General features: G+C 69.4%; 23 protein-coding genes and 1 pseudogene. 14 read left to right on the top strand and 10 right to left on the bottom strand.

The genetic code is table 11. The features are described 5' to 3' along the window. Positions 1-34: 34 nt before the first annotated feature. Positions 35-1435, bottom strand: a complete 1401-nt coding sequence (radA, locus tag ON29_RS02985; protein ID WP_040864553.1) for a DNA repair protein RadA — start codon at positions 1433-1435, stop codon at positions 35-37. A 96-nt stretch (positions 1436-1531) separates the two neighbouring features. Beyond that, positions 1532-2284: a copper chaperone PCu(A)C domain-containing protein gene (locus tag ON29_RS02990; protein WP_444543618.1), complete on the bottom strand. Its 753-nt coding sequence runs from the start codon at positions 2282-2284 to the stop codon at positions 1532-1534. Between the two features lie 409 nt (positions 2285-2693). Between ON29_RS02990 and carD the strand changes: the two genes are divergently transcribed. From carD to ON29_RS03020, 6 genes are all read left to right on the top strand, one after another. Continuing rightward, positions 2694-3182 (top strand): RNA polymerase-binding transcription factor CarD, encoded by a 489-nt coding sequence (carD, locus tag ON29_RS02995; protein ID WP_011206964.1) that lies wholly within the window; start codon positions 2694-2696, stop codon positions 3180-3182. A gap of 2 nt (positions 3183-3184) precedes the next feature. Continuing rightward, complete coding sequence (gene ispD, locus ON29_RS03000; protein ID WP_083863200.1) at positions 3185-3910, top strand: 2-C-methyl-D-erythritol 4-phosphate cytidylyltransferase; 726 nt, start codon at positions 3185-3187, stop codon at positions 3908-3910. 2 nt (positions 3911-3912) lie between these two features. Then, positions 3913-4380 (top strand): 2-C-methyl-D-erythritol 2,4-cyclodiphosphate synthase, encoded by a 468-nt coding sequence (gene ispF, locus ON29_RS03005; RefSeq protein ID WP_040864555.1) that lies wholly within the window; start codon positions 3913-3915, stop codon positions 4378-4380. 64 nt (positions 4381-4444) lie between these two features. Beyond that, a complete protein-coding gene (gene cysS / locus ON29_RS03010; protein ID WP_040864556.1) occupies positions 4445-5851 on the top strand; it encodes a cysteine--tRNA ligase in 1407 nt (468 codons plus the stop codon). Continuing rightward, positions 5851-6819: a 23S rRNA (guanosine(2251)-2'-O)-methyltransferase RlmB gene (gene rlmB, locus ON29_RS03015; protein WP_040864557.1), complete on the top strand. Its 969-nt coding sequence runs from the start codon at positions 5851-5853 to the stop codon at positions 6817-6819. The genes cysS and rlmB overlap by 1 nt, the downstream gene beginning before the upstream one ends. Positions 6820-7093: 274 nt before the next feature. Beyond that, positions 7094-7372, top strand: coding sequence for a DUF4190 domain-containing protein (locus ON29_RS03020; RefSeq protein WP_040864558.1), 279 nt, complete (start codon positions 7094-7096; stop codon positions 7370-7372). A 90-nt stretch (positions 7373-7462) separates the two neighbouring features. Here the strand turns inward: ON29_RS03020 and ON29_RS03025 are convergent, their stop codons facing one another. From ON29_RS03025 to kstR, 7 genes and pseudogenes are all read right to left on the bottom strand, one after another. Then, positions 7463-8269, bottom strand: a complete 807-nt coding sequence (locus ON29_RS03025; protein ID WP_040864559.1) for an enoyl-CoA hydratase/isomerase family protein — start codon at positions 8267-8269, stop codon at positions 7463-7465. A 55-nt stretch (positions 8270-8324) separates the two neighbouring features. Further along, the gene (locus tag ON29_RS03030) at positions 8325-9497 is read right to left on the bottom strand and encodes an acyl-CoA dehydrogenase family protein (protein ID WP_040864560.1); all 1173 of its coding nucleotides are present in this window, start codon (positions 9495-9497) and stop codon (positions 8325-8327) included. 94 nt (positions 9498-9591) lie between these two features. Beyond that, positions 9592-10428: a metal ABC transporter permease gene (locus ON29_RS03035; protein ID WP_373283845.1), complete on the bottom strand. Its 837-nt coding sequence runs from the start codon at positions 10426-10428 to the stop codon at positions 9592-9594. A gap of 287 nt (positions 10429-10715) precedes the next feature. Then, positions 10716-11579, bottom strand: a pseudogene (locus ON29_RS03040) (metal ABC transporter ATP-binding protein); the annotation flags it as partial. A gap of 4 nt (positions 11580-11583) precedes the next feature. After that, positions 11584-12465 (bottom strand): metal ABC transporter solute-binding protein, Zn/Mn family, encoded by an 882-nt coding sequence (locus ON29_RS03045; protein ID WP_051174820.1) that lies wholly within the window; start codon positions 12463-12465, stop codon positions 11584-11586. Positions 12466-12627: 162 nt separating this feature from the next. Continuing rightward, positions 12628-15201, bottom strand: a complete 2574-nt coding sequence (gene otsB, locus ON29_RS03050; protein WP_040864562.1) for a trehalose-phosphatase — start codon at positions 15199-15201, stop codon at positions 12628-12630. Positions 15202-15457: 256 nt separating this feature from the next. Then, positions 15458-16108: a cholesterol catabolism transcriptional regulator KstR gene (gene kstR / locus ON29_RS03055; RefSeq protein ID WP_040864563.1), complete on the bottom strand. Its 651-nt coding sequence runs from the start codon at positions 16106-16108 to the stop codon at positions 15458-15460. Between the two features lie 144 nt (positions 16109-16252). Here kstR and ON29_RS03060 point away from each other — a divergent pair, with 144 nt between their 5' ends. From ON29_RS03060 to ON29_RS03090, 7 genes are all read left to right on the top strand, one after another. Continuing rightward, positions 16253-18403: an acyl-CoA dehydrogenase family protein gene (locus ON29_RS03060; RefSeq protein ID WP_040864564.1), complete on the top strand. Its 2151-nt coding sequence runs from the start codon at positions 16253-16255 to the stop codon at positions 18401-18403. 22 nt (positions 18404-18425) lie between these two features. After that, a complete protein-coding gene (locus tag ON29_RS03065) occupies positions 18426-19490 on the top strand; it encodes an acyl-CoA dehydrogenase family protein (RefSeq protein ID WP_040864565.1) in 1065 nt (354 codons plus the stop codon). Further along, entirely contained in the window at positions 19475-20635 is a 1161-nt protein-coding gene (locus ON29_RS03070) for an acyl-CoA dehydrogenase family protein (RefSeq protein ID WP_040864566.1), read from the top strand. The genes ON29_RS03065 and ON29_RS03070 overlap by 16 nt, the downstream gene beginning before the upstream one ends. Before the next feature lie 18 nt (positions 20636-20653). After that, positions 20654-21589 carry a bifunctional MaoC family dehydratase N-terminal/OB-fold nucleic acid binding domain-containing protein gene (locus ON29_RS03075; RefSeq protein WP_040864682.1) on the top strand — a complete coding sequence of 312 codons (936 nt, stop codon included), beginning with the start codon at positions 20654-20656 and terminating at the stop codon, positions 21587-21589. Further along, positions 21586-22005: a MaoC family dehydratase gene (locus ON29_RS03080; protein WP_040864567.1), complete on the top strand. Its 420-nt coding sequence runs from the start codon at positions 21586-21588 to the stop codon at positions 22003-22005. Before ON29_RS03075 ends, ON29_RS03080 begins: the two co-directional genes overlap by 4 nt. Next, positions 21998-23176, top strand: a complete 1179-nt coding sequence (locus ON29_RS03085) for a lipid-transfer protein (RefSeq protein ID WP_040864568.1) — start codon at positions 21998-22000, stop codon at positions 23174-23176. Before ON29_RS03080 ends, ON29_RS03085 begins: the two co-directional genes overlap by 8 nt. A gap of 112 nt (positions 23177-23288) precedes the next feature. After that, entirely contained in the window at positions 23289-23726 is a 438-nt protein-coding gene (locus ON29_RS03090; RefSeq protein WP_040864683.1) for an NUDIX hydrolase, read from the top strand. A 10-nt stretch (positions 23727-23736) separates the two neighbouring features. Here the strand turns inward: ON29_RS03090 and ON29_RS03095 are convergent, their stop codons facing one another. Next, a complete protein-coding gene (locus tag ON29_RS03095; RefSeq protein WP_040864684.1) occupies positions 23737-24315 on the bottom strand; it encodes a TetR/AcrR family transcriptional regulator in 579 nt (192 codons plus the stop codon). Between the two features lie 62 nt (positions 24316-24377). Here ON29_RS03095 and zapE point away from each other — a divergent pair, with 62 nt between their 5' ends. Then, positions 24378-25394 (top strand): cell division protein ZapE, encoded by a 1017-nt coding sequence (gene zapE, locus ON29_RS03100; protein ID WP_051174821.1) that lies wholly within the window; start codon positions 24378-24380, stop codon positions 25392-25394. Positions 25395-25490 lie beyond the last annotated feature (96 nt).

The following is a 25490-nucleotide window of genomic DNA, read 5'->3' on the forward strand; positions in this document are numbered from 1 at the left end:
GTCGCGCGTGGCGCGGGCTCAGCGGCCGTCGGGATCAGCCGGCGGCTTCCTCGGGGACCGCGGCGCGCAGCTTGCGCAGGCCCGCTATGCGGATGGCGGAGCGGAGGTCGGTGACCTCGTAGATCTTCATGGCGCTCTGCACCGGCGCGAGGCCGGGCGGCACCAGGGCGGTGGTGAAGCCGAGGCGTTCGGCCTCGGCCAGCCTGCGGTTGAGGCCGGTCACTTTGCGCACCTCGCCCGCGAGGCCGACCTCGCCGAGGATCACCCAGCCCGGTGGGATCGGGACGTCGGAGTCGGCGCTGGCGATGGCGAGCGCGATGGCCAGGTCGGCGGAAGGCTCGACCAAGCGCATGCCGCCGACCGTCGCGGCGTACACGTCGCTCTTGCCGAGGAACACCCGGCCACGGCTCTGTAGGACGGCCAGCACCATGGCGACCCGGTTGTAGTCCAGGCCGCTCACCGCGCGGCGCGGCTGCGGAATCTCGGTCTTCACGGTCAGGCCCTGCACTTCGCCGACCAGCGGGCGTTTGCCGTCCATCGCGACGGTCACCGCCGTGCCGGGCACGGAATCGGTGCGGTGGTGCAGGAACAGGCCGGACGGGTCGTCGACGCAGGCGATGCCGTCCTCGTGCAGTTCGAAGCAGCCCACCTCGTCGGCGCTGCCGAAGCGGTTCTTGATGCCGCGCACCATGCGCAGTGTGGAGTTCTTGTCGCCCTCGAATTGCAGGACCACGTCGACCAGGTGCTCGAGCGTGCGCGGGCCCGCGACGTTGCCGTCCTTGGTGACATGCCCCACCAGCAGCACTGCGATCCCGCTCGTCTTGGCCAGCGAGGTCAGCGCGGCGGTCACCTCGCGTACCTGGGTGACTCCGCCGGTGACGCCGTCCACCTCCGGAGCGAGCATGGTCTGCACCGAGTCGACGACCAGCAGCGTCGGTCGCACCTGCTCGACATGCCCGAGCACGATCGACAGATCCGATTCCGACGCCAGATAGACCCGGTCGTGCACCGCGCCGGTGCGATCGGCCCGCAACCGCACCTGCCCCGCCGACTCCTCCGCGGTGACGTACAGCGACTTCTCGCCGTGCTCGGCCGCCCAGCGATGCGCCACCTCGAGCAGCAGCGTCGACTTGCCCACTCCCGGCTCACCGGAGAGCAACACCACCGAGCCGGGCACCACCCCGCCGCCGAGCACCCGGTCCAGCTCGCTCACGCCCGTCGGCCGTGCTCGGGTGACCTTGGAGTCGATCTGCGAAATCGGCGCGGCCGCGGTGCTGGGCAACATCGCTTTCCGCCCTGGAGAACCGACCGCCCCCGCCCCGACGACTACTTCATCGACCGTGCCCCAAGCCCCGCACTCCGGGCACTTGCCCACCCATTTGGCGACTTCGTGCGAACAGGCGGAGCACCGGAAGGTCGGCTTGGTCTTTGCCACAGGGGCACCATACGCACCACAGTGTTTGTTTTTCCAGCGCCTGCGGCGCTGGGTGTTCGCGGCCCCTTTGTGGCGACGAAGTCGCTGCTATTCGACTCAGTGACCGCCGGTGTGCTCGGCTTCGGCCGGGCCGGACTTGTCGGACTCGTGGCGCTCGGTGTGCAGGCCAGCGTCGACCGGGACCTGGACCTGGACGGTGCCGTTCTGCTTGAAGTTGAACGAGACGTTGTAGGTGAGGCCGGGGGTGACGTCCCTGGTCAGGCCGGTGATCTCGATCAGGACCGGGTTGGCCTCGGGGTCGGTGGCGGCGGGCTGGGAGCCGTGCTCGCCCGCGCCGTGCGAATCGGCGGAGGTGGTCGGCGCGGCGGAGCGCGGCGCGGAGGTGGGGGCCGCGGCGCTCGTGGTGGGCGCGGCGCTGCTGCTGGGCGTGGACTCGTGCTTGACCGGCTGGTCAGCCGCGACGACCGTCTGCTGCGGCGCGAGCTCGACGACGGACTCGCCGGAGGCCGGGGTGATCTTGACGGTGCCCAGGTCGGTGGTGATGCTGGTGAGCTCGTCGGGGACGGACTCGCTGTTGTTGACGATCGACAGGGCGATGAGCGCCTTGCCGCCCTTGGCGTTGTTGTAGGCGGTGCCTTCGCCCGGGTACACGATGTGCACGTTGCGCAGCGCGATGCGGCCGACGTCGGCGTGGTTGCCGTTCACGGCGGCGACCTGCTCCGCGGTCTGCGAGATCTGGCCCGCGCCGCAGCCGGACAGCGCGATCGCCGCTCCGGCGGCGAGTGCGGCAACCGTCACCATGCGACGTCGCGCCCCCTTCGGGGCGGTCACAGCTTTCAGGGCAGTCACGGGTTGTCCCTCCATGTCGACCGGGCTCTGCTCCGCGCGGGAGCGTAGTAACTAGGCAGCGTAGTAGTTCCCTCGGTGGACCGGGCGCGGGGGCTGGGACAAACGCGGGAGTCCCGCGCGACACGCGCACGCGCGGTGTGAAGCGGGCCACGACACGTCCGTGCCGACACCCGGTACTTCGATAACGGTTCGGTCGAGCTTCGGATGGTTGCCGCGAAGGTGCCGGCGCGCGGGAGGCGAGCGGCGCCGAACGAGCCGGGAGATAACCCCTTCTGGCACAACGTAATGCACACCACCTGGCATCTGTCAAGCCCCACGGTCGCCTCGTTGTGGCCCTGACCTGCACAGTTGATCGCGCCGTTATCGAGTCGCATGTTAAACTGTGAACATCGAAAGGGGCACGGGACACATGATTTTTAAGGTCGGAGACACCGTCGTTTACCCCCACCACGGAGCGGCGTTGATCGAAGCAATCGAGACTCGCACCATCAAGGGTGAGCAAAAAGAGTATCTGGTCCTGAAGGTCGCCCAAGGCGATCTCACTGTTCGGGTTCCCGCGGAGAACGCCGAATACGTCGGCGTGCGTGACGTCGTGGGTCAGGAGGGTCTCGATCGGGTCTTCCAGGTGCTTCGTGCGCCGCATACGGAGGAGCCGACCAACTGGTCCCGCCGCTACAAGGCCAACCTCGAGAAGCTCGCCTCCGGCGATGTGAACAAGGTGGCCGAGGTCGTCCGCGATCTGTGGCGCCGGGAGCAGGACCGCGGGCTGTCCGCGGGTGAGAAGCGCATGCTCGCCAAGGCTCGGCAGATCCTTGTCGGTGAGCTCGCGCTGGCCGAAGGAACCGATGACGGCAAGGCCGAGACCCTGCTCGATGAGGTCCTCGCAGCGGCTTCCTGACCGTGAACACACCTGACAACGGTGTCCGTCCCACCGACGGACCCGTCGTTGCTTTGGTGCCTGCCGCCGGCCGTGGCGTGCGTCTGGGTGAATCGACACCCAAGGCGTTCGTCCCGGTCGGCGGCACACCTATGGTCCGGCTCGCCGTCGAAGGATTGATCGCCTCCGGCGCGGTCGACCGGATCATCGTGATGGTTCCCACCGAACTCGTCGACAGCGCCGTTGCCCTGCTGCCGCCCACGGGTTCGGTTCAGGTGGTCGTCGGTGGCGCCGAACGCATCGACTCGGTGCGGGCGGGTATCGCCGCGGCGCCCGACGCCGCCTACTTCCTGGTCCATGACGCCGCCCGAGCGCTCACGCCACCCGAGCTCATCGCCCGGGTTACGGCGGAACTGCGCGCGGGCCGTCCCGCCGTGGTTCCCGGACTTCCGGTGACCGACACCATCAAGTCGGTCGACGCGGCGGGCGCGGTGACCGGCACTCCCCAGCGCGCCGGGTTGCGCGCCATCCAGACACCGCAGGGTTTCGCGGCCGATCTGCTGCGCTCCGCCTACGCCACCGAGGGCATCCAGGCGACCGACGACGCGGGGCTGGTCGAGCGGCTCGGCGTCGGCGTGCACACCATTCCCGGCGATCCGCTGGCGTTCAAGATCACCACTCCGCTCGACCTCCGGCTCGCCGACGCGGTACTCGACGGCGCGGGCATCGGACGGGCGGTGGTGCCGTGACCATGCGCGTCGGCATCGGCAGCGACGTCCATCCGATCGAAGCGGGCAGGCCGTGCTGGATGGCCGGTCTGCTGTTCGACGGCGACGACGGCTGCGCGGGTCACTCCGACGGCGACGTCGCCGCGCACGCGCTGTGCGACGCGCTGCTGTCCGCGGCGGGCCTCGGCGATGTCGGCGCGGTCTTCGGCACCGGACGCCCGGAATGGTCGGGTGTCTCCGGTGCGGCCATGCTGAAGGAAGTGCGCAGGCTACTGGACGAAGCGGGCTTCGAAGTGGTCAACGCCGCGGTGCAGGTGATCGGCAATCGCCCGAAGATCGGGCCGCGGCGCGCCGAGGCGCAGCAGGTGCTCGGCGAGTTGCTCGATGCCCCCGTGTCGGTGTCCGGCACCACCACCGACGGACTCGGCCTGACCGGTCGCGGCGAGGGTGTCGCCGCCGTCGCGACGGCGCTGCTGCAAGCTTGTCGGTGATCCTGCTCCGGCGGACCCGAGCCGGTCCGTGAACGACCTTATACACCAGCTAGGATCGACTGCCGTGACCCTGCGCCTCTTTGACACCGACACGCGGACCATGCGCGATTTCGCGCCCCTGGTCCCCGGCCGTGCTTCGGTGTACCTCTGTGGCGCCACCGTGCAAGGTGAGCCGCACATCGGCCATGTGCGCAGCGGAGTCGCGTTCGACGTACTGCGACGCTGGTTGCTGGCGCACGACTTCGACGTCTGGTTCATCCGCAACGTCACCGACATCGAGGACAAGATCCTGACCAAGGCCGCCGAGGCGGGCAGGCCGTGGTGGGAGTGGGCCGCCACGCACGAGCGTGCCTTCGACCGCGCCTACGAACGACTCGGTGTGCTGCCGCCGTCCGCGGAGCCCCGCGCCACCGGCCACATCACGCAGATGGTCGACATGATGCAGCGGTTGATCGACCGCGGTCACGCCTACGCCTCGGCGGGCAACGTCTACTTCGACGTGGTCAGCTATCCGGACTACGGCAAGCTGTCCGGCCACAAGCTCGACGACGTGCACCAGGGTGAGAGCGCGGGCGAGGGCAAGCGCGACCCGCGCGACTTCACCCTGTGGAAGGCGGCCAAGCCGGGCGAGCCGACCTGGCCGTCGCCGTGGGGGCCCGGCCGTCCCGGTTGGCACTTGGAGTGCTCGGCGATGGCCGAGTTCTACCTCGGCCCGGAATTCGACATCCATTGCGGCGGTATGGATCTGGTGTTCCCGCACCACGAGAACGAGATCGCCCAGTCGAAGGCGGCCGGTGACGGCTTCGCCAGGTACTGGCTGCACAACGGCTGGGTGACCATGGGCGGGGAGAAGATGTCCAAGTCGCTGGGCAACGTGCTGTCCGTGCCGAATGTGCTCAAACAGGTGCGTGCCGTGGAACTGCGGTTCTACCTGGGCAGCGCGCACTACCGCTCGATGCTGGAGTACTCGGAGAAGGCGCTGCACGACGCGGCGCAGTCCTATCAGCGCATCGAGGCCTTCGTGACCCGGGTGGTGGACCGGGCCGGTGAGATTCCGGTCGGCAAGTGGACCGACGCGTTCGCCGCCGCCCTCGACGACGATCTCGCGGTGCCCAAGGCGCTGGCGGAGATCCACCGGGCGGTGCACGAGGGCAACAAGGCGCTGGAGGTCGGCGCGATCGACTCCGCGCGCGACCTGGCGAGCCAGGTGCGTGCCATGCTGGGCGTGCTCGGCGTCGACCCGCTCGACCCGCACTGGTATGCCCCGAGCGATTCCTCCGCCGCGCTCGGCGCTCTCGACGTGCTGGTGCGTGCCGAACTCGACCGCCGCCAGGAGGCGCGGGCCACGAAGGACTGGGCGACCGCCGACGGCGTGCGCGACCGTCTGCAGGCCGCGGGCATCGAGGTCACCGACACCGCCGACGGTCCCGAATGGGCGCTCGGCGAACCGCAATCCGGAAAGGCCGAGTAATGGCAGGCAATTCGCAGCGTCGGGGCGCGGTTCGCAAGAGCGGCAGCAAGAAGGGCGCCGTCGTCGGCTCTGGTGGCAAGCGCAGGCGCGGGCTCGAGGGACGTGGCGCGACCCCGCCCGCCGAGATGCGGACCAAGCATCCCGCCGCCAAGCGGGCGACCGCGAAAGCCAAAGCGGCGCAGGGGCGTTCGTCCGCGGCGGGCCGGCCCGCCGGACGCAAGAGCGACGACGGCCCCGAATTGGTGCTCGGGCGCAATCCGGTGGTCGAGTGCCTGCGTGCGGGTGTGCCCGCGACGGCGCTGTACGTCGCGGTCGGCACCGAGAACGACGACCGGTTGACCGAGAGCGTGCGGATGGCCGCCGACACGGGCATCTCCATCCTCGAGGTACCGCGCACCGACCTGGATCGGTTGAGCGCCAATGGATTGCACCAGGGTGTCGCCCTCCAGGTGCCGCCGTACCGCTACGCCCATCCCGACGACCTGCTCGACCGGGCACGCGGCGCCGCCGAGCCCGCGCTGCTGGTCGCGCTGGACAACATCTCCGATCCGCGCAATCTGGGCGCGGTCATCCGTTCCGTGGCGGCCTTCGGCGGCCACGGCGTACTGATCCCGCAGCGGCGCAGCGCGAGCGTCACCGCGGTGGCCTGGCGTACCAGCGCGGGCGCCGCCGCTCGGCTTCCGGTCGCGCGCGCGACGAATCTCACCCGCACGCTGAAGGATTGGGCGTCGCAGGGTGTTCAGATCGTCGGCTTGGATGCCGGGGGCGACACCACGCTCGACGACTTCGACGGCGGTGATCCGACCGTGATCGTGGTCGGCTCGGAGGGCAAGGGCCTGTCCCGCCTGGTCCGGGAAACCTGTGACGCGATCTTGTCGATCCCGATGGCCGGCCCGGTGGAATCGCTGAACGCGTCGGTCGCCGCCGGCGTGGTGCTCTCCGAAGTCGCCCGGCAACGCCGCGCCTGATCGTTTCCGCCGGTCGCTCGATCGGGCATCCGCGTGCTGGGGCTGTGCGTATTCGACGGACAACTTGCCGTCGATACCCAGCCTGCCGTCCGAGGCCACGATCTCGTTGGAAAGACAAAGCGCACCAACTGATCTCGCAAGGGCGTGGCCAACTCCCAGGGTCCGCCCCGGCGTGCGCGTCACCGAACGCAAGAGTCGCCCCGAATTCTCGCGAGCCCCGACGCGTACGGCTTAAGAACACGGAGAGGCGGCACGGCACAGTAGAATTCGGCTGGTGGTGATACCCAATCAGCCCATCGGTCAGCCGGTCGAGCATCCGAACGCGACGGCGGTGTTGTTTCTCGGCGCGGCGAGCGTCCTCTGCTGCGGGGTGCTGGGGCCGGTGGCGTGGGCGCTTGGACGGCGCGCGCTCGACCAGATCGAGGAATCCGGTGGCGCGTACGGTGGCCGCACCCAGGTGCTGGTCGGCTATATCCTCGGCGTCGTCGGCACCGTATTCATGATCATCTTCGCGGTGCTGTTCCTGTTCATCCTGCTCGGCGGTAACGCTTGAGCGGTGCCGCCGGACGGAGCCTGTCCACCTCTCCGGGCTCGGGTTGGTACGCAGGCCGGCGGAGCGGCTGAAGCGCTGTCGTCGGCGGACCTAATCCAAACTGGGGCGTTCGCGTCCCGCGGCGTCCCACGCGGGCCATTCCGTGCTGACGCTGCCCGACCAGCTGGGCTGCCTGCGGTCTCGGAACGCGGCCATGGCCTCGCCGCCGTCGATGCTCTTGGTCGCGTGCTGGTTGAGGTCGGTTTCCAGTTGACCGACCACGGCCGGGGTCATCCCGAGCCCTTCCCAGAGCAGCCGCTTGGACAGGGCCACCGGTAGCGGCGCCGAGCCGTTCGCGATGTCGTGCGCGACGGCCAGCGCGGTGGGTAGCACCTCGCCCGCGGGCAGTGAGCTGTTGGCCAGGCCCATCGCCTTCGCCTCGTCACCGTCGAACGTGCGCCCGGTCAGCATGATGTCGGCGGCGTTGGCCATGCCGACCAGCCTGGGTAGTGTCCAGTGCGCGTAACCGTCGGCCAGGACGCCGCGGCGCACCTGGTTCAGCCCGTACACCGCGTCGCGCGCCATGTACCGCAGGTCGCATTGCAGGGCCAAGGCGAGGCCGATGCCGACCGCGTGACCGTTCACGGCCGCGATCACCGGTTTGCGCACTCGCCACGGCGGCGGATCGATGGTGGCGCTGACCTCGCCCACCCGGTTGGATAGGTCCGCGCCCGCGCAGAACGCGGGCGGGGTGCCGGTGACGATCACGGCACGGATGGCGTCTTCCGAATCGCAGCGCCGCAACGCGGCGCCCAATTCGGCGGCCATCGTGGGGGTGAAGGCATTCTGCTGGGCGGGCCGGTTGAGCGTGAGCACGGCGACGCCCTGAGAGACGTCGACGTGCAGTTCCGAACTCATGCCACAGGATGTTAGCCGACGGACGCGGAGCTGACCCGGGGCCGAAAGTCCTCGGCTATCCGCGCAGCACCTTGCGCCCGATGGCGTACTTGTGCACCTCGGTCGGGCCGTCGTAGAGCCGGAAGGCACGCATGTCCCGGAAGATCATCTCGACCACGGTCTCGTCGCTGATGCCGATGCCGCCGAGCACCTGCACGCACCGGTCGGCGACCTTGAACAGCTCCTCGGACACGAACGACTTCGCGATCGAACTCTCGTGCCGTGCCTTCTCGCCGTTGTCCATCAGCCAGCACGCGTGCCAAATGGTCAGCCTGCACTGGTGCAGCGCGATCTCGTTGTCCGCCAGCATGAACGACACGCCCTCGTGTTCGCCGATCGGCTTGCCGAACGCGGTGCGGGTGCGCGCGTGCTCGACCGCGATGCTCTGGGCGCGCTCGGCGGCGCCGAGCCACCGCATGCAATGGGTCAGCCGGGCCGGGGCGAGCCGGAGCTGGGCGTAGCGCAGCGCCTGGCCCGCCTCGCCGAGCAACGCCTCCCTGGGCAGGACCAGGTTGTCGAAGCGGACCACACCGTGCCCGGCGACGTAATTGCGGTCCATCGTGTTCATCGTGCGTTCGATGACGATGCCGGGCTCGTCGCCGTCGGCCAGGAACAGCGTGGGGCCCTCGGGCAGGTGCGGGTTCGAGGCGAGCCGCGCCATGATGATCCAGGTCTTCGCGCCGTTCGCCCCGGTGATCAGCCACTTGCGGCCGTTGATGGTGAAGTTCTCGCCGTCGAAGGTGGCCGCGGTGGACAGCTGGGCCGGGTCGGAGCCCGCCCCGTCGGGCTCGGTCATGGCGAAGACCGAACGCTGGTGGCCCGCGACCACGGGGGCCAGGAAACGCTGGACTTGGTCGGGGTCGGCCACCTTGGACAGCAGGAACATGTTGCCCTCGTCGGGCGCCGCGCAGTTCATCGCGACCGGGCCGAGCGTCGACCAGCCCGCCGCCTCGTAGATCACCGCCTGCTCGATGTGGGTCAGGCCGCGCCCGCCGAGCGACTCGGGCGCCTGCACGGTGAGCAACTTCTCGGCGCGGGCGAGTTCGACGAGTTCCTGCCGCAGCTCATCGGTCGGGCCGTGCGCGGTCAGGCGCGGGTCCCGCTCGTACGGGACGATCTTGTCGATGACGAATCGGCGTACTCGGTCGCGTTCGGCGGCGAGGTCGGCGGGAATCGCGAAGTCGATCATCGTTGGTCACCATTCGTTCGGGGTCGCGGTGCCTCGAGCATACGAAAGCGCCCCGAAACGACTGAAGGCGGCTGCCATCAAAGTTCGCGGTCGCTCAGCGGGCGCGGGCGAGCCTGCGGTTGCGGGCGCCGAGCAGGCGGCAGGCGACGTAGATCAGAAACGAGATGGTGGTGACGAAGGTGGAGACGGGTACGCCCGGCGCGAGCGACAGCAGGATGCCGCCAACGGCGGCGATCTCCGCGAACAGCACGGCGAGCACCGTCGCCCGGATCGGGTCCGCGGTGAGCTGGGCGGCCGCGGCGGCCGGAGTGATCAGCAGGGCGAGGACCAGCAGCGCACCGACGATCTGCACGCCGAACGCCGCCGTGATACCGAGCAGCACGGCGAACACGATGGACAGCGCCCGCACCGGAACTCCGCGCGCCACCGCCACCTCCGGATCGGAACTGGCGAACAGCAGCGGCCGGTAGACGAACGCGAGGACCGCGATCACCCCGGCGGTGCAGACGGTGAGCAGGCCGAGGCCGTTGTTGCCGACGCTGACCACCTGACCGGTCAGCAGCGAGAACTTCGATCCCGCGCGGTCGGGGCCCAGCCACAGGAAAAGCACCGAGAGACCCAGGCCGAACGAAAGCACCACCGCGATCACCGAATCGCGCTCGCGCGCCCGGGTGCCGAGCAGGCCGAACAACACCGCCGCGACCACCGACCCCGCGATGGCCCCCAGGCCGACCCCCACACCGGCCAGCAGCGCGGCGGCGGCCCCGGTCAGGGACAGCTCACTGGTGCCGTGCACGGCGAACGACATCTGCCTGCTGATGATCAGCGGGCCGATCACTCCGGACAGCAGCCCGAGCAGGGCCGCGGCGAGCAGCGCCTGCTGGACGAATCCGTAGGACAGCAGATTCGCCGTGGTACCGAAGTCCAGCATCTTGCCGAGGACGCTGGACAGCTTGTCGGTCACGGGCGCACTCCACTCTCGTCGGGGTCCGCGGCCGACTGGTCGCCATTGCCGTTCACGAGGTCCGTTGGCACGGAGGGTGCCGAGGACGTAGCGACCGAACTCTTGCCGTTGCCGGAAATGGTGTGGTTGGACGCCGAGTCTGTCGAGTCCGCGTGCTCCCTCTTCGCCGAGTCGTTCGCGTCCCTCGTCGCCGTCGACCCATCCTGCGCGGCGCCGCCGGGTGCGAACTCGTCGCCCGCGGGTCCGTGACAGTGACCGCCCGCGGTGCCCAGCGCGTCCATGGTGTCGCCGGTGCCGACGACCACCAGGCGACCGCGGACCCGCAGCACGTCCACCTGGGTGCGGTACAGCTCCGACAGCACCGGCGAGGTCATCACTTCCTCCGGCGTCCCGATCCGGAACCGTCCGTCGACCAGGTACAGCACCCGGTCCACCAACGGCAGGATCGGATTGATCTCGTGCGTCACGAAAAGCACCGCGGTGTCGTGGGTGCGCCGGCGGCGATCGATCAGCTCGGCGACCAGTCGCTGGTTCGCCAGGTCGAGGCTGAGCAACGGCTCGTCGCACAGCAGCACCTTCGGATCACCGACCAGCGCCTGCGCCACCCGCAGGCGCTGCTGCTCACCGCCGGACATGGATTCCAGCGGCGCGTGGGCGAAGTGCTCCGCCCCCACGTCGGCGATTGCCGCGGCAACCTTGCGTCTGCGTTCGGCGCGGGAGCGCAGACCCAGGCCCCAGCGATGCCCGTCGACGCCGAGTCCGACGAGGTCGACGCCGCGCAACTGCACCCCGGCATCGATCGTCTTCTGTTGCGGCACATAGCCGATGTCGGGGTTGCCGGTACGCGCGGGAGAGCCCGCGATCCGGGCCGTGCCGGAACTCAGGCCGACCTGGCCCAGCAGCACTTTCAGCAGTGAGGTCTTGCCGGAGCCGTTCGGTCCGAGCACCGCGACGAATTCACCCCGTGCGACGGTGAGTTCCAGCCCTTCCCAGAGGGTTCGGTCCCCGAACGACAAGCGGGCGGCCGCCAGCCGCACCGCGGCCGAGTCCGCACCGATGTTCGATCGCCGCCGTTCCACCGCGGCGGTGTGCTCGGTCAGCGCGGCTCCCTCGTTCATCTGCTCAGCCCAGCGCGGCGGCCAGCGCCTGCGCGTTCTTCGTCTGCCACTGAATGTAATCCACGCCCTCGGGCAGGGTCTCGGTCACCTCGACGACGGCGACGCCCGCGTTCCGCGCGGTGCCCCGCAGGTCCTTGGTGATCTTGTCCTCGGTCTGCACGTTGTAGATCAGCGCGCGGACCCGCTTACCGGTGAGCAGGTCCTGAGTCGCCGCGACGGCCGCGGGCGCCGGGTCGGTCTCCTGCTCGATGGCTTCCTGGAACTCGTGCGGAGTCAGGTCGTCCGCCCCTGCGGCGGCCACGAGGTAGTGCGCGAGGGGCTCGGTCTGCAACACCGGAGTTCTCGGGTGTTCGGCGGCAAGTTCGCCGGTGATGGCGGTGACCGCCGCGAGCCCGTTCTCGAACGTCGTCGCGCGCTCGGCGTAGGCCGCGGCCTTGTCCGGATCCAGTTCGCCGAGCTGGGCGGCGATCCGGTGGGCGACCACGCCGACGGTGCGCACGTCATACCAGACGTGCTCGTTGTTGTCGCTCTGGTCCACCCGCGAGGCGAACGCGTCCACCGTGCGCTTGTTCGTGCCCGCCACCGCCTTCTCGGCGAACTCGTCGTAGCCACCACCGTTGTAGACCACGAGGTCGGCATCGCTGAGTTCGGCCGACTCGACGGCGGAGGTCTCGTGCGAGTGCGGGTCGGCGGACGGATCGGTGATCAGCGACCGGACGGTGGCGTCGGGGCCCGCGATGGCGGCGGCGATATCGCCCCACACGTCGGTGGAGGCCACAACGGACGGCCGTCCGTCGTCGGTCGAGCTGCCGCAGGCGGTCAGCGTCAGGGTGGAGGCGACCCCCACGGCGATGCCTACGGAGGTGATGGCAAATCCGGTTCTCACGTGGGGGTACTCCTGGCAGTGCTCTAGATCATAATGGAAATCGTTCCCGTTTAACTCTAGCAGGGATCGTCGCAGGTTAGGATGCGAAGCCCTCGAAAACGGCGAAATGCGAAGGGCCCGTGAACGATTCCTCGTTCGCGGGCCCTCGGCGCGATGCGCGGGTCAGACCAGCGCGGCCTCCACCGGCTGGCCGAGCAGCTGCGCACAGCGCAACAGACCGAGATGGCTGTAGGCCTGCGGGTGGTTACCCAGCGAGCGTTCGGCCACCGGGTCGTACTCCTCGCTGAGCAACCCCGTCGGGCCCGCGACGTCGACCAGCTGGGCGAACAGCGCCTCGGCGTCGGAGCGCTTCCCGATCAGCAGGTACGCCTCGACCAGCCAGGCCGCGCACAGGTGGAAGCCACCCTCGCCGCCGGGCAGGCCGTCGTCGTGGTGGTACCGGTACACGGTCGACCCGCTGCGCAGCTCGGCCTCGGTCGCCACGACGGTCGCCGCGAAGCGCGGGTCGGACGGGTCGATCAGGCCGCTCAACCCGATGTGCAGGGTCGCCGCGTCCAGGTCGGTGCCGTCGTAGGCCGCGGTGTAGGACTGCACCTCGTCGTTCCAGCCCTTCGCCTTCACCTCGTCGGCGATGGTGTCGCGCAGCACCGGCCAGGCCGGGTCGATCTCGCGATCGAATTTCTGCGCCAGGGTCAGCGCCCGATCGACGGTCAGCCAGCCCATCACCTTCGAGTACACGTGGTGGCGGGGGTTGCCGCGGATCTCCCAGATGCCGTGGTCGGGCTCCTGCCAGCGCCGCTGCACCGCCGCGACCATGGCGCACACCAGGTCCCAGTCGGCGTCGGGCAGCACGTCCGCCGCGGCGGTGACGCCCCGCAGCTCCCTGGCGTGCGCCAGGGTGGCGATGAGGTCGACGATCGGGCCGAAGACGTCCAGCTGCACCTGCATGTTGGCCGCGTTGCCGACGCGCACCGGGCGCGAGCCCGCGTAGCCGGGCAGCTGGTCGATCGAGGCCTCCGGCGGCAGCGTCTCGCCGTAGAGCGTGTACAGCGGGTGCAGGCGCTCGGGGCCGGGCAACGTCTCCAGCACCCGGTGCACCCAGCCGAGGTAGCCCTCGGCCTCGGTGAGCGAGCCGAGCGAGACCAGCGCCTGCGCGGTGAGCGCCGCGTCGCGCAGCCAGCAGTAGCGGTAGTCCCAGTTGCGCACGCCGCCGATGTCCTCCGGCAGCGAGGTGGTCGCGGCCGCGAGGATCGAACCGGACGGGGCGTGCACCAGGCCGCGCAGGGTCAGCGCGGAACGCTTCATCAGGTCGGGCTTCAGCGGCGGCAGCGTGAGTTTCGAGGCCCACTCCGACCAGTACCGCTCGGCTTCCCGTCGCCGCTCCGGCTCGCCCGCGGCGGCGGGATCGAGATCGGTGGTGCCGCAACGTAGTTCGAGCACGATCGGGCCCTTGGACGGGTCGACCACGGCCCGTGCCGATTCGTGGGTGCCGTCCGAGACGATCTCCCACCGCACGCCGGGGGAGCGCAGCACGATCGGATCGTTGGTGCCGTGCACGCGCAGCCCGCCCTCCTGCGCTTCGAGGTTCACCGGCACCTGGCCGAACTCGGGCCGGGGGGCGAAGGTGACCACGGCCCTCGCGTCGCCGGTGATCACCCGGGTGAGGTCGGTGCGGTTGGACGCCACGTCGTGCGGCAGGTAGTCGGTGACCTGCAGTTTCGCCCAGCGGGTTTCGACGGTCATCGTGCCGTCGACGTAGCGCTGCGAGAGCGGAAGGCCCGGGCGCTCGGGCTCGATGGTGAAATGACCGCCCTGCGGGCCGCCGAGCAGGTGGGCGAACACCGCGGCGGAATCCGGCTCCGGGTGGCAGAACCAGGTGACCGTGGCGTCCGGGGTGAGCAGCGCGACCGAACGCGGGCTGGCCAGCATGGTCAGGCGCTCGATGCGCGGCGCGCTCGCGCCGGCCAGCCAGGTCCGGCGCTCCTCCAGCAGGTAGGCCAGCGCCCAGGCGACGGCCTCGGTGCTGTCAACCCGGAACTTGGCCAGGCTCTCGCCCTCGCCGACCTTGATGCCGACGTCGGGACCCGACAGCACCCGGAACGCCTTCTCGTCGGTGACGTCGTCACCGAAGAACACCGCGGCCGAGGCCCCCGCCTGATGCCGGACGGTGTCCAGTGCCGTGCCCTTGTCGGTCTGCACCACGGCCAGTTCGATGACCGACTTGCCCTCGGTGACCTGCACGCCGAACCAGCACGCCGGACCGAGCCGGACCTGCGACAGCGCGCGATGACCGATCTCCGGGCTGGCGTTGCGCACGTGCAACGCGACGCTGGCCGGCTTGATCTCGACGGTGACCCCCGGATTGTCCGAGGCGACCTGGTTCAGCGCCGTCTGCACCTCTTGGAGCAGATGCTTGGCGTCGTTGTCGATCGCGTGCACGAAGCCCACGTCGAATTCCGAGCCGTGGCTGCCGATCAGTTGCACCTCGACGGGCAGTCTGGACAGCGCCGCGAGATCTCGCAGCGCGCGACCGGAGATCACGGCGGCCGTGGTCCCGGTCAGGCCGGCGAGGGCTCGTAACGCGCTCACCGATTCCCGATGGGGAAAGGCTTTGGCCGGGTCGGACACGATGGGCGCGAGTGTCCCGTCGTAGTCCGATGCGACCAGCAGCCGTGGCACGCGCGCGACCGTCGACAGTGCACGGCGAAGTTCCAGTGGCAGATCCTGTGCGCTCACGCATCCAACCTAGTGATCGGAGGATTTTTTCAGGGGGCGGGCAAAACAATACTGTGTTGAATTTGCCGCACAGAAGCGCGCCGGTCCGCGTGCGCACGATAACGCAGGTGCTGAACCGGTGTCCGGTGGATCTGCCCAGCTAACGGCGACGGGATCGGAGCGGGTGAGCTTCGTCCCAGCACAGGGGAGGTCTTCGGGCCCGGCGGGTGGCCGGGGCCGAATTCGCTCGATGTGCGCTGAGAGATCCCGACAGAGCTTACTGGTTGCGTTCGCCGAGCAGGAGGTCGACGGTCAGTTCGAGTCGTTCGGTGACGTCGGTGGCCGAGGCGCGCCGAGTCAGCCAAGCGACCAGATTCGACAACCACACATCGCTGATCACCCGCGCGATGGCCAGCTGCCGTTCGGTGGGCTCGCCGTCGTTCATGGCCCGCGCGAAGACGCGGTCCATCACCTTGCCCACGCGGTCCACCTCGGCCGCGGCGGAGGCGTCGGCGAACATGAACGCCCGGGTCATGGCCTCGGTGAGCAGGGGGTCGCGCTGCATCATCCGGGTGATCTGGGTGAGCAGCAGGTGCATGCGCTCCTGCGGGGACTGCCCGGCAAGCGGCTTGCGTTTGCCTTCGATCTGCTCGAATTCGCGCGACAGCGCCGAGACCAGCAGGTGCACCTTGGACGGGAAGTAGCGGTACAGCGTGCCGACGGCGACGTCGGCGCGCTCGGCCACCGCGCGCATCTGGACCGCGTCGTAACCGCCTTTGGACGCGAGTGCCAAGGTCGCGTCCAGGATCCGCTTGCGCCGTTCACGCTGAGCCGCCGAACTCAGCTCGTCCTCGCTGAGCGTGGTGACCGTGGCCGCGGGCCGGGCCGCGCTCGAGTCGGCTGGCTGCGATCGGGACGGACTGGCCATTGATGAAAGTCCTTTCCGGAAACGTCGTTTCGTCGGCTGCGTGCGCGGTGTCGCCGCGGCGTGATGGTCTCTTGACTTCCGCCCGGCTAGGATATTAGAACATGTTCTAGGTGTGGGAGTCACGCCGGAAAGGCGGTATGGAGTGTGACCATCGCCACCACTGACGAGCATAAAGCCGTTCAGGAGTCGATGCGCGGATGGGCGGCGTCGGTCCGTCCAATTGCAACAATGCGGACCGGCGCGGCGGACTTCTGGCGTGCCTACTGGCCCGCGCTGGCCGACATCGGGATCTTCCGGGTCGCGGTGGCCGAGGACGCGGGCGGTGCGGGCGGGTCGGTATCCGATCTGGCCGTGCTGGTGGAGCAGGCGGCCCACGACCTGGTCGGCGGCCCCGTGCTCGCAACGGCTCTGGCCAATCTGATCACCGCGGGCCGGCTCGACGAGGACCTGCCCTGCGGGGTCGCGCTCGACTTCGTCGTCGGTTCGACGGTGAGCGTACCCGCCGCAAGCGACGGCGTGTTGCTCACGGGTACCTGGGATTCCGTGCTCGGCGCCGCCCCCGGCACCGCCGTACTGTTGCCGATCGATCAGCCGCAGGGGCAGCGGTGGTGCCTGGTCCGGCCCGATGCCGCCGGCCTGCGCGTGGAGGCGCTCGCGCCGCTGGATCCGAGCACGCCGCTGGCCCGGGTGCACTGCGCCGATCTGCGCGTGCCCGCCGAACACGTGTTCGTCGCGCCGCACGCCGCCGGGGATCTGCTGGTCGCGCTGGTCGCCGCCGAACTGTCCGGCCTGGCGGGCTGGTGCCTGGAGACCGCGGTCGAGTACGCCAAGGTGCGCGAGCAGTTCGGCCGCAAGATCGGTTCGTTCCAGGCGGTCAAGCACATCTGCGCCTGGATGCTGTGCCGCGCCGAACTCATCCGCGCCGTAGCGGCCGACGCCGCGGCCGCCGTGGACGACGGCGGCGCCGAGCTGCCGATCGCCGCCGCCATCGCGGCCGCGATCGCCCTGGACGCCGCGGTCGAGACCGCCAAGGACTGCATCCAGGTGCTCGGCGGCATCGGCTTCACCTGGGAGCACGACGCGCACCTGTACCTGCGCCGGGCGACGGCGCTGCGGCAACTGCTCGGCGGCTCGGCGCGCTGGCGGGCCCGGGTCACCGAGCTGACCCGTCAGGGCCTGCGGCGCACCACCGGGGCGGACCGGGTCTTCGCCGAGGAGGGCGTGGCCGTGGACGGCGACAGTGCGCAGGAGCTGGCCGCCGAAGTCGCGCGGATCGCCGCACTGCCCGCAGATCGGCAGCGCGACGCATTGGTCGAGGCGGGTCTGGTCATGCCGCATTGGCCGCGGCCGTATGGACGCGCCGCGGACCCGATGACCGGTCTGGTGATCTCCGAGGAGCTGCGCCGCGCCGGGCTCACCGCGCCGGATCTGACCATCGGCGGCTGGGCGATTCCGACGCTGTTGCAACACGGGACCCCGGAGCAGATCGACCGCTTCGCCTGGCCGACCTTGCGCGGCGAGGTGGTCTGGTGCCAGCTGTTCAGCGAACCCGAAGCGGGCTCCGATCTGGCGGCGTTGCGCACCACCGCGAAGAAGGCGGACGGCGGCTGGGTGCTGCGCGGCCAAAAGGTGTGGACCTCGCTGGGGGACAAGGCGAATTGGGCCATCTGCTTGGCGCGCACCGATCCGGATGCGCCCAAACACCGTGGCATCACGTACTTCTTGGTCGACATGCACAGCGCCGGACTGGAGGTTCGGCCGCTGGTGCAGATCACCGGGGAGGCGCGTTTCAGTGAGGTGTTCCTCGACGACGTGTTCGTGCCCGATGATTGCGTGGTCGGCGCCTTGAACAATGGATGGAAAATAGCCCGTTCCACCTTGGCGACCGAGCGGGTCGCCATGGGTGGAAACGGAATCGGTCCGGTGCTCGAAGAGCTGATCGCGAAATCGCCCGCCACCGGCCCCGGTGCCGAAATGGTTAACGACCGGCTCGGCGGATTCGTCGCCGAAGCCGTCGCCGGGCTTCTGCTCGAGCAACGCGCCGCAGTGAAGTTGCTGGTGGGGGGTGACCCCGGTGCGCAAAGTAGTGTTCGCAAATTGGTCGGGGTGCGCCACCGCCAAGCGGTCGCGGAATTCGCTGTCGAGACGACAGGGCCTTCCGGCGCGCAGGATTCCGAAGCAGCGAAGGAATTCCTGCTCACACGCTGTCTATCGATCGCTGGTGGAACCGAGCAGATCTTGCTCACCGTGGCTGGTGAGCGGATTCTCGGGCTGCCTCGCGACGTGAACAGCTAGTCGCCGACAACCGGGAGAAAACGTGGATTTCACCAGGGACGAGGGCCAGGACGCGGTGGCCGAGGTCGTCGTGAGTTTGCTGGAGCGGGAAACCGCTCGCGATATGGAACTGTGGCCGAAATTGGTCGACTCCGGACTGCTTGTCGTCGCGGTACCGGAGCGGCACGGCGGTGACGGCATGGGGCTGCTCGAGGTGGCGGCTCTGCTGACCGAGCTGGCGACGGACGCGGTCGCGGTACCCGCCCTACCGACGCTGGGCTTCGGCGTGCTGCCGCTGGTGGCGAGCGCGCCGGAGAGCGTCGGGGCGCGGGTGCTGCCCGACATCGCCAAGGGAACGGTGGTCACCGCAGCGCTGAGCGAAGCCGCGGCGCCTTTCACCGTCGAACCGAAGACCATCGCGGTCACCAGCGGGAACACCGTGCGCATCAGCGGGCGCAAGGTTGCCGTGCCCTACGCCGAGCAGGCGAGCTGGCTGCTCGTGCCGACCGATTCCGGGATCGCCCTCGTCGACGCGCAGGCCGAAGGCCTCACGCTGACGCCGACTCCCGTCTCCGGCGGCATCCCCGAATACACCGTGCAGCTGGACCGGGTGGAGGTACCCGCCGAACAGTTGTGGCCGAACGGCCTCGCCGAACTGCACCGGTTGGCGCTCGCTTCCATCGGCTCGGTGGCTGATGGGTTGCTCAAGGGGGCGATCACGCTCACCGCGGAACATCTGCGGACACGTCACCAGTTCGGCAGGCCGCTGGCCGAGTTCCAAGCGGTGGCCCAGCAGATCGCGGATCTGTACGTCGTCTCGAGGACCCTGCACGTCGCCGCGGTCTCGGCGAACTGGGCGCTCGCACAGGACGACACGAGCCGGGAACACCGCGAGCGCACCGACGACGACCTGGCGGTCTTGGCCTACACCATCGCCGAACAACTGCCCGCGGCCATGCAGAAGTGCCATCACCTGCACGGCGGCCTCGGCGTGGACGTGACCCACCCGATGCACCGCTACTACTCACAAGCCAAGGACATCGCCCGCTGGCTGGGCGGCGCGTCGCTGCGGCTCGATCGATTGGGGGCCGGATGTTCATCGACCTGACCAGTGAGCAACGCCGGTTGCGCGACGAACTACGCAGCTACTTCGCCGATCTCGTGACTCCCGAGGAGGAGGCCGAGATGGCGGTGAACCGGCACGGCGACGCCTACCGCGCCGTGGTGCGCCGGATGGGGCGCGACGGGTGGCTCGGCGTCGGCTGGCCCAAGGAATACGGTGGCCAGGGTTTCGGGCCGGTCGAGCAGCAGATCTTCTTCAACGAGGCGGTCCGGGCCGACGTCCCGCTGCCGCTGGTGACGCTGCTGACCGTCGGACCCACCTTGCAGCAGTTCGGCACGGACGAGCAGAAGCAGCGATTCCTGCCCGGGATCCTGTCCGGCGATATCCATTTCGCGATCGGCTACTCCGAGCCGGAGGCGGGCACCGACCTGGCCTCGCTGCGCACGTCGGCGGTGCGCGACGAGTCCGGGGACTGGATCGTCAACGGGCAGAAGATCTTCACCACGGGCGCGCACGAGGCCGACTTCGTCTGGCTGGCCTGCCGCACCGGTTCGACCGAGTCACGCCACCGGGGCATCACGATCCTGATCGTGGACACCACCGATCCCGGCTACTCGTGGACGCCCATCATCACCTGCGACGGCGCGCACCACACCAACGCGACCTATTTCGACAATGTGCGCGTCCCGGCGAACATGCTGGTCGGCGAGGAGAACCGGGGCTGGAAGCTGATCACGACGCAGCTCAACCACGAGCGGGTGAGCCTGGGGCCGTCCGGCAAGATCGAGCAGCTCTACGACCGGGTGCGCGACTGGGCGCAACCGCGCGGCGTGCTCGCCGAACCGGACGTGCGGCGCGCGCTCGGCCGCATCCACGCCATGGTGCGGCTGAACGAACTGCTGAACTGGCAGGTGGCCGCGACGGTGGATGGTGATCAGGCCCAGGTGATCGCCGACGCGTCCGCCACCAAGATCTACTCCACCGAATCGCTCCAGGAGGCGGGCAGGCTCGCCGAGGAGATCATCGGCCGCTACGGCGACCCGGCCGACCCGGCCACCGGCGAACTGCTGACCTGGCTGGACCGCAGGACCAAGCAGAACCTGGTGGTCACCTTCGGGGGTGGCGTCAACGAGGTGATGCGCGAACTGGTCGCCTCGTCCGGACTGCGGTTGCCGCGAGTACCCCGATAACGAGTGAAGGAGCCGCGCGTGCCGGAAACCACTACTCCGGAAGCGATCACCGCCGCAGCCGAGGCCATTCGGGCGGCGGGTGAGTGCGCGCCCCGTTTCGGGCGTGATCCGGTGAACCAGCCGATGATCAACAACTGGGTCGAGGCGCTCGGCGACGCCAATCCGATCTATGTCGACGAGCAGGCGGCGCGTGCGGCGGGGCATCCCGGCGTCGTCGCGCCGCCCGCCATGGCCCAGGTGTGGACCATGTTCGGGCTCAACGGTTCCCGCCCCGCCGACGACCCGATGGGCGCGGCCACCGAGCTGCTCGACGCGGCGGGTTACACCTCCGTGGTCGCCACGGATTGTCAGCAGACCTACCACCGCTACCTCGAAGTCGGCGAGCAGGTCTCGGTCACCAGCACGCTGTCGGATATCCGCGGTCCGAAGCGCACCGCGCTGGGCGAGGGATGGTTCGTCACCTTCCGGACCAGTTGGCGGGTCGGTGATGAGGTGGTCGCCGAGATGCTGTTCCGGCTGCTGAAATTCGCCCCCGGCACCGCGGCGCCGAAACCCGCCGCGGGTGAGCGGGTCAAGCCGCTGGTCTCCTGGGACACCGAATTCTTCTGGGAGGGAACGAAAGCGGGCGAGCTGCGCATCCAGCGGCTGCCGGACGGATCATTGCGGCATCCGCCCATTCCGGCCATCTGGCAGGACAAGTCGAAGCCGACCGACTACGTCGTCGCCTCCGGGCGCGGCACCGTGTTCAGTTACGTCGTGCACCACGCGCCGAAGGTGCCGGGGCGGCAGCTGCCGTTCGTGGTGGCGCTGGTCGAATTGGAGGAAGGCGTGCGCATGCTCGGTGAACTGCGCGGCATCGACCCCGCCGAGGTGCGGGTCGGCCTGCCGGTCGAGGTGGGCTTCGAGAAGCTCGACGACGAGGCGAGCCTGCCGGTCTGGCAGGTGGTCTCATGACCGCCGCCGTGGCACCGGACGCCGTGCGCGTCGGCACGGTGCTGCCCGAGTTGGTGATCCACGCCGACCCGACGTTCGTGATCAGCACCGCCTTGGCCACCAGGGACTTCCAGGACGTGCACCACGACCGGGACAAGGCTGTCGCTCGCGGCTCGAAGGACATCTTCGTCAACATCCTGACCGACACCGGTTTGGTGCAGCGTTTCGTCACCGACTGGGCGGGCCCGCGCGCCGTCGTCAAGTCGATCGCGCTGCGCCTGGGCGTGCCGTTGTACGCCGGGGACACGCTGACGCTCACCGGCACGGTGACCGCGCTGGAGGGCGACGACATCCACATCGACGTGGTCGGCAAGGACAGTCTCGGCGACCACATCACGGCCACGGCCGTCATCGCGTTGCGGAGGGCCGATGTCTGAGCAGAGCATTTCCGGCCGCGCCGCCATCGTCGGCATCGGGGCCACCGACTTCTCCAAGGACTCCGGCCGCAGTGAACTGCGCCTGGCCGCCGAGGCGGTCACCGCCGCGCTGGCCGACGCGGGCCTGACGCCCGCCGACGTGGACGGCCTGACCACGTTCACCATGGACACCAACACCCAGGCCGCCGTCGCCAGGGCGGTCGGCATTCCGCAGCTGAAGTTCTTCAGCCACATCGGCTACGGCGGCGGCGCGGCCTGCGCCACCATCCAGCAGGCCGCCATGGCGGTGGCCACCGGAATCGCCGATGTGGTGGTGGCCTATCGGGCGTTCAACGAGCGGTCGGTGTCGCGCTTCGGGCAGTTCTCCACGGCGCTGGCCACCGCGCCCACCTCGTCGGGCATCGACGCGGGGTGGTCCTACCCGCAGGGGCTCGGCACGCCGGCCGCGCAGGTCGCGATGGTCGCCCGGCGCTACATGCACGTCTACGGGGCCACCAGCGAGGACTTCGGCCGAGTGGCCGTGGCCGACCGCAAGCATGCCGCGGTGAACCCGGCCGCCTTCTTCTACGGCAAGCCGATCACGCTGGAGGAGCACCAGAATTCCCGCTGGATCGCCGAGCCACTGCATCTGCTGGACTGCTGCCAGGAGTCCGACGGCGGCGTCGCGATCGTGGTCACCAGCGCCGAGCGGGCGCGCGATCTGCCGCAGCGTCCGGCCGTGATCGCCGCTGCCGCCCAGGGGTCTGGAGCCGACCAATACGTGATGACCAGCTACTACCGCGACGCCATGACCGGTCTTCCGGAGATGGGTCTGGTCGGTGACCAGCTGTGGGCGCAGAGCGGATTGCGCCCGGAGGACATGCAGGCCGCGATCCTCTACGACCACTTCACCCCGTTCGTCCTCATGCAGCTGGAGGAGCTCGGGTTCTGCGGACGGGGCGAGGCGAGGGACTTCATCGCGGGCGGCGCCATCGAGGCAGGCGGCCGCCTGCCGCTCAACACCCACGGTGGCCAGCTCGGCGAGGCGTACATCCACGGTATGAACGGCATCGCCGAGGCCGTGCGCCAGATTCGCGGCACCTCGGTCAACCCGGTCTCCGACCTGACCAACATCGTGGTCACCGCGGGCACCGGCGTCCCCACCTCCGGCCTGGTCCTCACCACCGGCTGATCCTCGGCTTCGCGTACTCGGGTCTCGCTTCGCACCCGCTACGCGGGTGCGAAGTGCTGACCGGTGTCGGTACGGCCTCGGGTGAATCGCGGTGGCGCGTAGGTTGGGGCCGGTGGTGGTCCGGCATGTAGTGGACGTGCATGTGCTGTTGCTGCGCGACGCGGAGTTGTTGCTGAGCAGGCGGCGCAGCGCGGACGAATTCGACGGGTTGTGGCACCTGCCCGCCGGGAAGTTGGAGGCGGGGGAGTCCGCGCTCGCCGCTGCGGTCCGCGAGGCGGGCGAGGAGGTCGGCGTGCTGATCGACCCGGCGGATCTGCGGCACGTCCATTCCGCGCATGTCGTCGACATCGGGCGCGAAGCCCGGATCGGGTTGTTCTTCGAGACTCGCCGCTGGGCGGGTGAGCCGGTCAACCGCGAGCCCGACAAGTCCTACGAGCTGCGGTGGTTCCCGCTCGCGAAGCTGCCGGAGGATCTCATCCCGTATCCGGCCGCCGGTATCCGCGGCTACCTCACCGGCGAGACCTACAGTCAGCGGGGCTGGCCGCGCTGAGCGGCGGCGGTCACGCGCTCAGGTGCGCGGCGAGGATGCGGGCGAGCTGCCGCACGCTTTCCGGTGTGTCCGGGCGCAGGGCGGTGCGGTTGCCCGCGAAGCGGTCGAAGACGGCTCCCTCGACGACGGCGACGAAGTCGTCCGCCCGGCTGTCCGGGTCGTCCGCACCTATCGCGCGGAAGAGGTCTCGGGCCCGGTCGGTGGAGAACAGGCTGCGTACGAGCCGGGGATGCAGGTCGCGATCGTCCAGCAAATCGATGAGCAGAGCGTGCCGGGCGATCAGGTGCGCGCGCCGTTCGGCCAGTAGCCGGTCCAGCCAGGTGGCGATGGCCACGGCGATCGATTCCGGCGCCACAGCGCCGGTCGGCGCGAGCGCGGCGGCGGTGAAATCGTCGCGGGATCGGGTGGTGATCCGATCCACGATGGCCTCGATGAGCGCGCGTTTGCTGCGGAAGTAGTAGGAAGCCGATCCGGCGGGCAGGCCCAGCTCCGTGTCCAGCGCGCGGTGCGTGAGCGCGCGCAGGCCCCTCGCCGCGATCAGTTCGATAGCCGTGTCGACGAGGAGCGCGCGCCGGTCGCCTGTGGACATGATCACCCTTCCTGCCGCGGAGCGGCCTGGTCCTCTACAAATGTAGAGGACCAGGAGGTGTCATGGAACCCGAGATCATCCAGTGGGATTCCGATCAGGCGCGGGCGGCGGCGCGGTTGCGCGAACTTTTGGATCGGCGCGGACGGCCGGTCCGGCGCCGCCGCGGCGTCTATCTCCACGGCAGACCCGGTCGCGGCAAGACCATGCTGATGAATCGGTTCTTCGCCGAGGTCGCCTCGGAACGTAAGCGGCGCTATCACTTTCACCAGTTCTTCGCCGGTCTGCACGCCGCGGCGCACGCGTCCGGCTCGATCGACGCCGCGGTGGACGCGCTGCTCGGCGATGCGTCGCTGGTCTGCTTCGACGAATTCCACGTGCACGACATCGGTGACGCGATGCTGATCGCGCGACTGCTCGACGCGCTGTTCGCCCGCCGGATCGCACTGGTGGTGACCTCGAACTATCCGCCGGGTGAGCTGTTGCCGAATCCGCTGTTCCACGACCGGTTCGTGCCGACGATCGAGCGGATTCTCGCGAGCATGGACGTGGTGGCCGTCGACGGCGCGATCGACTATCGCTGCTTGGGCTCCCGTGGTTCCCGGACCGGATTCGCCGCCGGTCGATATCTCGTGGACCCGGCGGCCCGGAAGACGCTGTCGGCGGCGACCACCGGCGTCTGGAAACGCGATGCGGCACAACGCGTCGACGAATCACCGGTCGAGATTTCCATCGGCACGCGGAGATTGCGCGCCATTGCCGTAGACGGCGGCGCTCTCGTCATCGACTTCGCCGAATTGTGCGGTGTCCCAACATCCGCGGCGGATTATGTGGCGCTGGCCCAACGATTTCCGCACTGGGAAATACGAGATGTGCCCCCGCTGAGCGAAGTTCCGCCCGCCTGGTCGATGCGTTTCGTGAACCTCATCGATGTTCTCTACGACACCGATCGCGAACTCGTCGTCGTCGCGTCTTCGGTGCTCGATGAGCTGGTGCGGGACGTCCGGGAAGTGCCGGATATCTCACGTTTGGCGAGCCGACTTTGTGAATTGTCCCAGTCCTCGACCGAAATCGCCCGGTAGTCGCCGCCGCTCCGGAGGGCCCGCCGGCTCCCCACCCGGGTGCGGTTTAAGAGGAGGGACTCCGAAGTATTCCATTCCATCCCGAGCGGACCGCCC

Origin of the sequence: Nocardia exalbida NBRC 100660 (genome assembly GCF_000308575.1) — a bacterium.
GTDB classification, from domain to species: domain Bacteria; phylum Actinomycetota; class Actinomycetes; order Mycobacteriales; family Mycobacteriaceae; genus Nocardia; species Nocardia exalbida.

Excerpts from the sequence above, each read along its gene's own strand:
- ON29_RS03030 (WP_040864560.1), bottom strand. The coding sequence starts at position 9,497 with ATGATCGACTTCGCGATTCCCGCCGACCTCGCCGCCGAACGCGACCGA.
- ON29_RS03035 (WP_373283845.1), bottom strand. The coding sequence starts at position 10,428 with ATGCTGGACTTCGGTACCACGGCGAATCTGCTGTCCTACGGATTCGTC.
- ON29_RS03025 (WP_040864559.1), bottom strand. The coding sequence starts at position 8,269 with ATGAGTTCGGAACTGCACGTCGACGTCTCTCAGGGCGTCGCCGTGCTC.
- rlmB (WP_040864557.1), top strand. The coding sequence starts at position 5,851 with ATGGCAGGCAATTCGCAGCGTCGGGGCGCGGTTCGCAAGAGCGGCAGC.
- zapE (WP_051174821.1), top strand. The coding sequence starts at position 24,378 with ATGGAACCCGAGATCATCCAGTGGGATTCCGATCAGGCGCGGGCGGCG.
- ON29_RS03095 (WP_040864684.1), bottom strand. The coding sequence starts at position 24,315 with ATGTCCACAGGCGACCGGCGCGCGCTCCTCGTCGACACGGCTATCGAA.
- ispF (WP_040864555.1), top strand. The coding sequence starts at position 3,913 with ATGCGCGTCGGCATCGGCAGCGACGTCCATCCGATCGAAGCGGGCAGG.
- kstR (WP_040864563.1), bottom strand. The coding sequence starts at position 16,108 with ATGGCCAGTCCGTCCCGATCGCAGCCAGCCGACTCGAGCGCGGCCCGG.
- ON29_RS03085 (WP_040864568.1), top strand. The coding sequence starts at position 21,998 with ATGTCTGAGCAGAGCATTTCCGGCCGCGCCGCCATCGTCGGCATCGGG.
- ON29_RS03070 (WP_040864566.1), top strand. The coding sequence starts at position 19,475 with ATGTTCATCGACCTGACCAGTGAGCAACGCCGGTTGCGCGACGAACTA.
- ON29_RS03080 (WP_040864567.1), top strand. The coding sequence starts at position 21,586 with ATGACCGCCGCCGTGGCACCGGACGCCGTGCGCGTCGGCACGGTGCTG.
- carD (WP_011206964.1), top strand. The coding sequence starts at position 2,694 with ATGATTTTTAAGGTCGGAGACACCGTCGTTTACCCCCACCACGGAGCG.